This is a genomic window from Streptococcus sp. KCJ4932, assembly GCF_004352745.1.
GTDB classification, from domain to species: Bacteria; Bacillota; Bacilli; order Lactobacillales; family Streptococcaceae; genus Streptococcus; species Streptococcus ruminicola.
The window spans coordinates 46,136-57,436 of record NZ_SJWW01000005.1 but is presented as its reverse complement, the minus strand read 5'-3'; the positions used below and the strand labels follow the sequence as shown (position 1 = coordinate 57,436).

Here is an 11,301-nt window from a genome sequence, read left to right as displayed (position 1 = left end):
CTGAGCGATTTTCTTATGAATTTGGATCGTCAAGGCTACGACCGTGCAAACCACGTTCACGTTGCAATTGACGAAGTTTTTCTGGTGTCACATCATTTCCATCTTCATCGACGATTTTAATACCAGCGATGTGGTGAAGCAATGAATGACGGTAACCTTCAATATACTCTTTACGCAATTTAGCTTGTTCAACTTTTTCTGGACCAGTCAAACCAACTGTTTTTTTCTTACGTGCAAGTTCATTAATACGTTGAATCTTTTTTTCATTCATGAGTAAGACTCACCTAACGTCTAAATTATATTTAAACGTTATTTCCTTTCTATAATTTACCAAAACTTCTCGTCTAAGAAGTCTGATATACGCCAGAAATCTACTCAAAGAGTAGATTTCTTAAGCTTATTTGGTATTCAATTTGTTAAATGCGGCAACGCTGCTTGCTTTTGCTGTCAATTCAGCAAGAATAGCTAAGCGGTTATTTTTAACAGCTTCATTATCTACCATAACCATTGTATTGTCAAAGAATTTGTCGATAACTGAGCTTAGAGCAAACAATTGTGCCAATTTATCGCTAGCAGAACCAGCCAAGTTTAAGTCAGCTGCGGCTTGTGCCAAAGCTTTTTCTTCGTCATTTTCAAACAAGTTAGCATCAACTGCTACACCTGCTTGTGCTTTTTCAGCAAGGTTGAAGACACGTGAAAGACTTTCAACAGCAGCTTTGTAACCTTCTGCTTTGCTTGCTTCAACAAGAGCGTCAGCAGCTTCAAGCATTTCAGCCACAACAAAGTTTGAACCAGCAAGAACAGCTTCTTTAATGTCTTTAGAAACTGATTTGTTCATCATTTTTTCAACACGTGCACGAATGAAGTCCATCACTTCTGCTTTGTGTTCGTAAGTCAAGCTATCAAATGACAAAGCATAAAGGTTGTCAACCAATTCATCCATTGGAATTTTCAAACCAAAGGCATCCATGATACGAACCACACCAGCTGTCGCACGACGAAGAGCGTATGGGTCGTTTGAACCAGATGGAATCAAACCAACTGAGAAGAATGACAAGATTGTATCCAATTTATCAGCAAGTGCCAAAAGTGCACCAACTTTAGTTTCTGGAAGGTCACCGTCAGCTGAGTTTGGAAGGTAGTGTTCACGAATAGCTGCTGCTACTGCGGCATCTTCACCAGCAAGAAGAGCATATTTTTCACCCATGATACCTTGCAATTCATCAAATTCACCAACCATACCTGTCAATAGGTCAAATTTGTAGATTTCAGCAGCGCGTGCAAGAGCTTTACTTTCTTCGGCAGAAGCGCCAGCTTTTTCAGCAAGGTAAGCAGCAATCACTTTGCTACGTTTCATGTGTTCTGAAAGTGAACCAATTTTTTCGTGGAATGTTACGTTATCAAGTTTAGCAACAAGGTCAGCAATGTTAAGTTTTTGGTCTTCACGCCAGAAGAATTCACCATCTTCCAAACGAGCAACAAGCACTTTTTCGTTACCTTTAATAACGTTTTCGATGTGGTTTTCGTTACCATTACGAACTGAGATGAAGTTTGGCATCAAGTTGCCATCAAGGTCACGAACAACGAAGTAACGTTGGTGGTTTTTCATTGATGTCACAAGCACTTCTTCTGGAACTTCAAGGTATTTAGTATCGAAGCTTCCCATGAAGGCTGTTGGGTATTCAACCAAGTTAAGCACTTCGTTAAGCAATTCGTCATCGATTTCAACACGAACGTTTTGAGCTTTTTCGATAGCTTTGATTTGGTTAACAATCATGTCTTGACGTTCTTTTGCGTCAGCGATAACAAAGACTTTACGCAAATCTTCTTCGTATGAATCAGCAGTTGCGATTTCTGTTTCGTGACCAAGGAAACGGTGACCACGGCTCACGCGACCTGAGTGGATATCCAAGAAGTCAAGGTCAAGAGCTTCGTCATCAAGAAGTACAGTCAATGTGTGAACTGGGCGAATGTATTCGAATGTGTTGTTTGCCCAGTGCATGTTTACTGGGAAAGTCATAGCTGACAAGATTTCTGGAATGTCAACAAGGACTTCTTTAGCAGCTTTTCCTGCTTCGTGTTTTGTAACGTAGACATATTCTTCACCTTTGACTTCGCGGAATTCGATGTCATCAGTTGTCAAACCTTTACCACGAACAAAGCCTTGAGCAGCTTTTGTAAAGTTACCATCAGCATCCAAAGCGATTTTTTTAGAAGGACCTTTGAAGTCTTCTGTCAAATCAGTTTGAGCATCTGCAAGTCCAAGAACACGAACAGCCAAACGACGTGGTGTTGAGAAGGTTTGAATGCCTTCAAAAGCCAAACGTTTTTCTTTCAAAAATGCTGCCATGCGGTCGCCAAGTTGTTTTTCACTTGGAGTAACAACGTAAGCTGGTAATTCTTCTAAACCAAGTTCTACAAGTAAATTTTTAGCCATTATTCAGCATCCTCCTTCAAAAGTTTTTCACGTGTTGCTTCATCAAGCAATGGGTAACCAAGGCGTTTACGTTCAGCAACAAATGTTTTAGCAACGACACGAGCCAAGTTACGGATACGAGCGATGTAACCAGCACGTTCTGTTACTGAAACAGCTCCACGCGCATCAAGCAAGTTGAATGTGTGTGAACATTTCAAAACGTAATCGTAAGCTGGGTGAACCAAGTTTTCTTCCAAGCAACGTTTTGCTTCTGTTTCAAATTTTTCAAAGTTTTCAAGAAGCATGTCTTGGTTAGAAATTTCAAATGAGTATTTTGAGTGTTCAAATTCTGGTTGAAGGAAGATTTCACCGTATTTTACACCTGGAGCCCATTCGATATCATAAACTGAATCCACTTCTTGGATGTATGATGCCAAACGTTCAAGACCGTAAGTAACTTCTGAAGTTACAGGACCAGTTTGCAAACCACCAACTTGTTGGAAGTAAGTAAATTGAGTGATTTCCATACCGTCAAGCCAAACTTCCCATCCAAGACCAGCTGAACCAGTTGATGGGTTTTCCCAGTTATCTTCAACGAAACGAATATCGTGTTCCAAAGTGTTGATTCCCAAACGTTCCAATGATTCAAGGTAAAGTTCTTGAATGTTAGATGGAGATGGTTTCATAACAACTTGGAATTGGTGGTGTTGGTAAAGACGGTTAGGGTTTTCACCGTAACGACCATCTGCAGGACGACGTGATGGTTCTACATAAGCTGCATTCCATGGTTCTGGACCGATGGCACGAAGGAATGTGTAAGGGCTCATTGTACCAGCACCTTTTTCATTATCGTAAGCTTGCATTAACATACAACCTTGGTCGTTCCAAAATTGTTGCAAAGTCAAAATAATTTCTTGGAAAGTCAATTTTTTAGACATACATCTACTCCTTATTTTGTTAACTTAGTTTTTGCGAAGTATCTAAGGAAATCAGCTTTTTTACAATATAAAAAACCGCCAACACACCCATATGATACCTCATAAGGGGCGTTAAAACGCGGTTCCACCCTATTTTATTACTTCATTTATCTGATTTTAACTTAGCCTAGCTAAGCGAAAGCGCCAGCGACTCACTTCAGTTTCATCCGACTTCCACCACCTCGGACTCGCTAAGAAACACCATGAGGCTTTCTCTCTTTACCAGCTATTTTAGCACAAATGTAATTGGGTGTCTAGTAAATATCAAAAAAGCTGAATCTACTACTGTAAATTCAACTTTTAGTCTATTACGCTTTCCAGGCTTCTTGTCCGCCTAGGTATGTTGCTCGTAAATCAAGGTCTTTGTCTAGAACGATAAAATCAGCTTTGTGTCCTTTTTTGATTTGACCGCATTTATCGTCAATGCCAACTGAGATTGCTGCTGTGAGACTTGCCATGCTAATAGCTTGCGCTTTTGAGGCAATTCCCCAATTAACCACATTTTTAACAGCATCCTTCAACTGAAGAATAGAGCCTGCAAGGGCACCGTTTGATTTCAAACGTGCTGTTCCTTTTTCAACGATAACAGGAAATTCTCCAAGCATATAATCGCCATCTTCAAGACCACCAGCACTCATGCAATCCGTAATCAAAACAACATGTTCGTGGCTTTTTTGATGCATCAAAATATCACATGCTGATGGATGCACATGATGCCCATCACAAATCAACTCAGCATAGGTATTTGGTAGTTCATAAACTGCACCGACCATACCTGGCTCACGATGATTAAGACCACGCATTCCATTATAAGCATGAACCCAAACAGATGCCCCTGCTTCGACTGCTTGCGCTGCTTGCTGGTAAGTAGCATCTGAATGTCCTAGAGCTACAATCACATTTTTACGAGTCGCATAATCGATAAAGTCTTCGACTTCGTCTCGTTCAGGTGCTAAAGCAATTTTTTTCAATAATCCTTTTGAACTTTCAAGCCATTGATCAAGTTCTGCTGTTGAAGGATTTTTCATATAAGACGGGTTTTGAGCCCCTTTGTATTTTTCTGTAAAATAAGGTCCTTCAAAGAAAAGTCCTTGGATACGCGCACCGCTTTCTTTACCAGCAAAATCAGCTGCCGTACGACAAATATCATCTAATGTCTCAAATGATGCTGTCAAAGCTGTTGGTAAAAAGCTTGTAACACCAGCTCCCAAAAGAGCCTTACTCATTGTTTCAAAAACCTCTTGATGATTGTCCATGACATCAACACCAGCAAAGCCATGGATATGTGTGTCTACTAAACCAGGTGCCACACTAAAACCTGTATAATCTATAATGTCTGCGCCATGCGGTGCTTCTGCTTGCCAATCACCAAAAGAATCGCCTTCGATAGCAAGGTAACCTGCACCTTTAACATGATAAGGATAGTAAAATTCATCTGCTTTGATATATTTTGTCATTTGAATCGCCTCCATGCTTATATTATAAAATAAAAGCGCTTTTTTGTAAATGGTATATACCAAAATTAGACCAATTCTAAATTGGTATTCAAAAAAATACCTTCAAACCCAAAAAGGTTCAAAGGTATTAAATGTATGATTAAATTTGATTTTCAAGTACTTTTTCAACCAAGTTAAGTGCGTGATCTGTGATACGTGTACATGGTGTAATCAAATCAATGAAGTTAACCCCTGCAAGTGGTGTACACTCACCGTTGTTCATGCGTTTGATGTGATTCTTACGGATGCGACGTTCCAAATGAGCGATATCTTTGTGACGATCTACCAACTCATTTGCTAAAGGCAGATCGTTATCAATAACAACTTTCAATGAATCCAAAATCATACGATGTGTTTCATGGTAAAGTTGATCGATTTCTTGAACAGCAACTGGAGAGAAAGTAATATCTTTTGAAATATTATGCTCCATCAAATGCACCAAGCTGATACTGTGGTCACCGATACGTTCCAAATCACGTGATGAATCTAAGATACTTGATAAAATTTCACTTTCGTGTTGATTCAATTGTTCACTTGAAAGGTCAATCAAATATTTAGTCAATTCTTCATCGACATTATTGATAGTATCTTCAAATTTTTGTGTCTTATCAGCGTATTTTTCATTACATGTTTCAACAAACAAGAATGCTGCTTCAAAGGCTTGTGTGGCAAAGGCACCCAAGTGAATCAATTGTTTTTTAGCATTACCAAGGGCAATAGCTGGCGCTTGTTTTAGAATAATCTTATCAAGGTAAACAGCTTTGTATTTAGCAGCTTCATCTTCACCAGGAATTAATTTTGTCACAACAAATGCCAATGTTCCAATGAATGGGAAGAGCAAGATGGTATTTGTAATGTTAAAGGTTCCGTGGGCAAAGGCAACCGTCATGGCTGGCGTCAATTTGAAATGAACTTCCATCCATTGCATCAAGCTAGTAAATGGCACCAAAAGAATCATAAAGAGCACTGTTCCGACAACGTTGAAGAGAACATGAGCCCCAGCCACACGTTTGGCTGCGATATTTGAACCAATCGCTGCTAGCACGGCTGTGATACAAGTACCGATATTACTTCCTAAAAGAATAGGAATTGAGCCTTGAAGGTCAAGTAAATGACCTGCATATAACCCTTGCAAAATACCAATAATGGCAGCTGATGATTGGATAAGCATGGTCAAGCCAGTCCCAATCAAAACACCCATAATCGGTTTGTCACCTAAGGTTGCTAAATAATCCTGAAAGGCTGGAACAGTTTTTAATGGTCCCATGGCGTCTCCCATGATGTTAAGTGAGAAGAAAATTCCTCCAACACCAAAGATGATACGTCCGATATTATTCAAGCGTCGGTTTGACGTGAAGAATAACAAAGCGGCACCAATAAAAATCATTGGGAGTGCATAGTCACCCAAATTAAAACCAATCAGAAAGGACGTTACAGTCGTCCCGATATTGGCTCCCATGACAATACCAATCGCTTGTCGCAAGGTTAAAAGTCCTGCTGACACAAGACCAACAGTGATAACTGTTACCCCTGAACTTGATTGGATTAGAGCTGACATGGCTAAACCAACAAGAATTCCTAAGAAAGGATTACTCGTATATTTGTCGATATAAAAACGAAGTCTGTCTCCTGCAGCCTGTTGTAGACCGTCTCCCATATATTTAATACTGAAGAGAAAGAGTCCTAGACCTCCAAAAAAACCAAAAGCAATTTCTTGCCAATTTACTGACACAGTCTTATCCTCAAATATTATAATTTTACCGGAAAAACCCGATACTTCCATTTTAATGTATTCAAAGAAAACAAACAAGTGTTTTTTAAGCTTTTTCTAAATTGATAACTAACTGAAAAATACTACTCTTTTAAGATAAGCGGTCATTTTCCCCTTTTTAGCAGCCATTTCTAAACATAAATGATAAAAATACTAAAATTTGAGGGAGCTTTTTAGAAAAAAATTAATGCGCTGTCATTTATATGTTATAATAGTTAAGGACGCTGTGCTTGCCACAGAATACTACTAAATACGTTTATTATCAAAAATGTGATAACAACTTCTTTATCACATCGCATTTATTTTATTATAGAAGGAGTTTTCATGAAAGTCTCAAAAAGTGAAGTTACTTATTTTATTCTAAGTATCATTTTAATTGCCTTTGCTGGTGGTATTTACCTTTTCTTTGGAAATACCAAAACTAATACGTCAAGTTCACAACCAAAAAGCTCAATCAGTTCTTCCTCTTCTAGTCAAGCTGACCTAGAAGCTAAAGCTCAAGAATTGTTATCAGCTGCTCAAGCCAATCCATCTGCTGAAGCTGTGACAAATGCACAAGCGGCTATCAACAAAATCTCTGATGAAGCAAAGAAAACAGATTTCCAATCTCAATTAGATGCTGTTTCTGCTGAAGTGACAAATCAAACAAATGCTGAAAATGCCGTAAAAACTGCTGAAGACAATCAAACAAGCGACAATGTTGCGGCTGCTCAAGCTGCGATTGATGTGCTAACTAACCAAGCTACTAAAGATCAACTTCAAGCACGTCTTGACGCTGTTTCTAACGCTATTGCTGCCAATACAGCACAAAGCACAGAACAAGACACTGCGGCATCATCTAATGCTACCGTTGACCAAAACAACACCTCTCGCACTCCTTCATCGGTTACAACTGATGGTACTTACACTTATTATAGCTATTAATGATTTCAATTGGATTTATCTTCTCAGCAATTGGTGCAACTTGCTTAGCCATTTCATCATTTGCTAAAACGAAAAAAACTATGTTAACTTGGCAATTATCGGATTATTTCTTTACGATGATTGCTAATTTTTTACTCGGTGGTTACACTGGCGCCATCTCTATCAGCGTGTCTATTATTCGTAACACGTTAATGATTAAACACTGGGATTCAATCTACACAACCATTATTTTAGTGATTATCCAAGTTTCTGCGGGGACTTATTTTAACAACCTTGGTTTGATTGGCTTTCTTCCCTTGATTTCATCTGTGTCTTATACCATCATTACCTTTATGACTAGCAAAGTTCAATGGCTGCGCTGGGTTACTGTTGAAAATATGCTACTGTGGTCTTTTTACGATTTCACCATCAAAGCTTATCCTGCTTTAGTTATGGATGTTGTCATCACACTAACGACCTTAATAGCCATTTCAAAATACAGTTCACTTAATCATAAGAAAAATAAGTCTTGATTTTTCATCAAGACTAGAAATAAACTCATTTTCTGATACTTTCTGCCGTGTGAAAGTATCTTTTTTGTTGCTCATTTCACTCGCAAACAGTCCTAAAATCAAATTGCGACAATAATGGCTTGAAATTGATTTTATTTAAGACTTTTTTCATTAGTATGCAAAAACTGCATGAGTTATACTCATGCAGTTTTATATTGACTTACACTGTTTCGTATCCTAATAAAATACCGCCATCTTCACCGTAAAAGCTGCAAAGACCTGATGCTGAGATAAAGCGAACATCAGCTTGTGGGTATTTTTCTTTGATTTTGTCACTCAATTGTTGACAAGCTTTTTCGTTATTTGCGTGAGCAATCATAACCTTGCCACCTTGGTAACCTTCTTTAAACATTTCCTCAACGGTTGCTTGAACAGCTTTCTTTTGACCACGCGCTTTGTGAAGGAGTTCCAATTTTCCTTCGTCGCTCGCTTTACCAACCATGCGAATGTTCAAAAGTCCAACAACTTTCCCGACTAGCTTGCTCAAACGTCCATTTTTAACAAGGTTATCCACACGCGCCAAAACGAAGAGCAATTTTGTCTTTTCTTGATAAGCTGTGATAGCTTCGACCACTTCATCAAAACTTAAGCCTTTAGCAATCAAACGATTTAATTCTTCGACGATTAAATCAATCTCACCACCTGCAGACAAAGAATCAATAACGTGAACGTTGACATTTGGATGTTCCTCCAAAAGCATGTGTTTTGCAACCTGCGCACTATTGTGACTTCCTGAAAGATTACCTGTAATCGTGATGGCAATAACATTTTCAGCACCTTGGTAAGCTTGTAAGAAAGCATCTGGGCTAGGGCAACTTGATTTTGATGAAACTGGACTTGCGTACATGGTTGTCATCATATTAGCAACGTCTAATCCTTCATCATCCACAAAAATTTCTGAACCAATTTGAATTGTTAGTGGGACATTTTGAAATTCTGTGTGTTCTGCAAGCCCTTCAATACGTCGAAGGTCACAACCTGAATCAGTCACAATTTTCCAAGTCATATCTATTTCCTCCAATCCATTCAAGATTTAAATTCATTTGACAAACAAACTATTTTCACCTAAAATTATATCATTAATGCCTTTATCTTAGTATTAAAAACAATCAGATGTCACAAGTAAGAGGGTTTTGTCATGACGGAAAAGACAATTTCAAAAAAGTCCTTGCAAAATTTGAAAGTTTCTAATAAAGAATCACGAAAATTGACACGTGAAGCGCTAGAAACTGCACTTTTGCTCCTTCTTGAAAAGAAAACCTTGAGCCAAATTACGATTTCAGAACTCGTTGCTAAAGCTGGTGTCTCACGCAACGCTTTCTACCGTAATTATAAGTCTAAAGAAGCTATTTTAGAGTCTATTCTAACCCAAATCGTTCGTCGCATTTTTCGTGGTCTCAAAGCATTTGATTTGAAAAGTCAGCTCTCCCAAGCTTGGCTTTTCATTCTGAATGAAGCCAAAAAAGAGGCACAAGTTCTTGGTTTAATTTTTGAACAGCACCTTGAAAAACTCTTGACGGGCATCGTCTCTAAACGATTAAAAGCTTACCAAAGGTTCAAGAAAAAACATGATTCACGCTACACGAATTCTTTCTGGAGTAACGCCATCATCTCAGTTCTTTCAAACTGGGTAGCTGATGACATGCGTATCCCTGCTGAGGAAGTAGCTGCAATCGGTTTGCCGCTTTTCTTATAAGAAGAAAATACCGACCATATTTGGTCGGTATTTTTATTATTTCAAGACGTAATCGTAAATAGCCTGAGCTACTCCGGCATTGTCATTAGTTGTTGTTTCGTAGCGACAAATAGATTTGACTTCGTCTGTCGCATTTCCCATAGCAACGCTATGATAAGCAAATTCAAGCATTTCAAGGTCGTTAGCAGCATCACCAAGTGCCATGACTTGCTCTGGTGAGAAGCCAAGTTTTTCTGACAAAGCTTTAAGAGCTGTTGCTTTAGTGTAGCCTTTTGGCATAGCTTCAAAGATATATTCTTGGCTACGAACCACACTAAATTCTTTAGCCAAAGCTGTTTCTTTTGCTTCTTGAAATGGATTTAATTGTGGCGCTTTTGCCATGTACATAGCTTGGAAGATGATTTCGTCTGTCGCCTTCATCTCATCAAGTGTGACTGCATGAGCGGTATCAAAGACAAGACCAGCATCGTATTGGACAAGTTCTGGAACTTCTTCACCTACAGCGTAATAATGTTTTTCACCTGTCAAGGTTAAGCAAACATCTGGGTAATTAGCAACAGCTTCATTCAATTTATCTAGCTCTTCATTTGTGACTTGAGCATGAAAAACAAGTTCCCAATTTTTGGTATTGTAAATGGTGCAACCATTATTCATGATGATATATTCTTCATCATCCAAGCCCAATTTTTCAAAAAATGGAAGAATTCCTGACTTTGGACGTCCTGTACAAAGAACAATTTTTACCCCTGCTTGTGCAGCTTTTTGGATTGCTTTGACATTTTCTTCAGGAATTTTTTTATCTGAATTAAGTAATGTTCCATCTAAATCGATTGCAATTAATTTAATCATTTTTAGTGACCTTCCGTTTAATTTTTGGCAAATGCCACTGACGCCAGTAGCCTATCATACGTAAGATTGTCAGAATTAAAACTAATACATAATAGCCTGGATCATTATGAACGATTTTAAAATAAATCGCAAGCGCCGCTAAAATTGCCCAACCAGCGTATACTTCACTTCTAAGCACACTTGGTTTTCGACCAGCTAAGATATCTCGGACAATCCCGCCACCTGCACCAGTCAAAACAGCTGCGACAATCACAGCGCTTAAAGGTTGATGAAGTTTAACAGCATACATGGCCCCTTGAACACTAAAAGCCGCAAGACCAATAGCATCCGTCAAGACTTCTGCTTTTCGCCAACCTTTGTGAGTAATGATATTTGGAAATACCATGATAAATAACATGGCTGCCAAGGCAAAATAAAAACACTGACTCTGAGACCAGAGGGCGCTAATCGGCAAACCAATCAAAAGATTACGAATAGCTCCGCCACCAAAGGCAGTCACAAAACCAAGGATAAAAATCCCAAGTATGTCAAAATCTTCTTCCATCGCGACGATTGCTCCAGATAAAGCAAAGGCGATAGAACCAATGATACTTAATAAATCCCAAACATTCATCGTCATTT

The 11,301-nt window shown here is 38.7% G+C and carries 11 protein-coding genes; 3 read left to right on the top strand and 8 right to left on the bottom strand.

The features are described 5' to 3' along the window. Positions 1–13: 13 nt before the first annotated feature. From E0E02_RS03340 to E0E02_RS03320, 5 genes are all read right to left on the bottom strand, one after another. A complete protein-coding gene (locus E0E02_RS03340) occupies positions 14–271 on the bottom strand; it encodes a DUF896 family protein (RefSeq protein WP_039695920.1) in 258 nt (85 codons plus the stop codon). 126 nt (positions 272–397) lie between these two features. Continuing rightward, positions 398–2,437 (bottom strand): glycine--tRNA ligase subunit beta, encoded by a 2,040-nt coding sequence (glyS, locus tag E0E02_RS03335; RefSeq protein WP_133017841.1) that lies wholly within the window; start codon positions 2,435–2,437, stop codon positions 398–400. Beyond that, entirely contained in the window at positions 2,437–3,354 is a 918-nt protein-coding gene (gene glyQ / locus E0E02_RS03330; RefSeq protein WP_006531137.1) for a glycine--tRNA ligase subunit alpha, read from the bottom strand. Before glyQ ends, glyS begins: the two co-directional genes overlap by 1 nt. A 347-nt stretch (positions 3,355–3,701) precedes the next feature. Then, positions 3,702–4,850: an N-acetylglucosamine-6-phosphate deacetylase gene (nagA, locus tag E0E02_RS03325; RefSeq protein ID WP_133017840.1), complete on the bottom strand. Its 1,149-nt coding sequence runs from the start codon at positions 4,848–4,850 to the stop codon at positions 3,702–3,704. A 139-nt stretch (positions 4,851–4,989) separates the two neighbouring features. Continuing rightward, the gene (locus E0E02_RS03320; RefSeq protein WP_133017839.1) at positions 4,990–6,621 is read right to left on the bottom strand and encodes a Na/Pi cotransporter family protein; all 1,632 of its coding nucleotides are present in this window, start codon (positions 6,619–6,621) and stop codon (positions 4,990–4,992) included. Positions 6,622–6,984: 363 nt separating this feature from the next. On the opposite strand from E0E02_RS03320, the gene E0E02_RS03315 reads away from it, so the two are divergent. Both E0E02_RS03315 and E0E02_RS03310 read left to right on the top strand, forming a co-directional pair. Then, positions 6,985–7,584 (top strand): peptidase, encoded by a 600-nt coding sequence (locus E0E02_RS03315; RefSeq protein ID WP_133017838.1) that lies wholly within the window; start codon positions 6,985–6,987, stop codon positions 7,582–7,584. Between the two features lie 2 nt (positions 7,585–7,586). Next, complete coding sequence (locus E0E02_RS03310; protein WP_081350251.1) at positions 7,587–8,096, top strand: YgjV family protein; 510 nt, start codon at positions 7,587–7,589, stop codon at positions 8,094–8,096. A 199-nt stretch (positions 8,097–8,295) separates the two neighbouring features. On the opposite strand, the gene E0E02_RS03305 is transcribed toward E0E02_RS03310, so the two are convergent. Then, entirely contained in the window at positions 8,296–9,141 is an 846-nt protein-coding gene (locus tag E0E02_RS03305; RefSeq protein WP_133017837.1) for a DegV family protein, read from the bottom strand. Between the two features lie 132 nt (positions 9,142–9,273). Here E0E02_RS03305 and E0E02_RS03300 point away from each other — a divergent pair, with 132 nt between their 5' ends. Beyond that, on the top strand, positions 9,274–9,831 hold the full coding sequence (locus E0E02_RS03300) for a TetR/AcrR family transcriptional regulator (RefSeq protein ID WP_039695925.1): 558 nt from the start codon (positions 9,274–9,276) through the stop codon (positions 9,829–9,831). Between the two features lie 36 nt (positions 9,832–9,867). Here the strand turns inward: E0E02_RS03300 and E0E02_RS03295 are convergent, their stop codons facing one another. Next, entirely contained in the window at positions 9,868–10,680 is an 813-nt protein-coding gene (locus E0E02_RS03295; RefSeq protein WP_039695926.1) for a Cof-type HAD-IIB family hydrolase, read from the bottom strand. Next, a complete protein-coding gene (locus E0E02_RS03290) occupies positions 10,673–11,299 on the bottom strand; it encodes a trimeric intracellular cation channel family protein (protein ID WP_039695927.1) in 627 nt (208 codons plus the stop codon). The genes E0E02_RS03295 and E0E02_RS03290 overlap by 8 nt, the downstream gene beginning before the upstream one ends. Positions 11,300–11,301 lie beyond the last annotated feature (2 nt).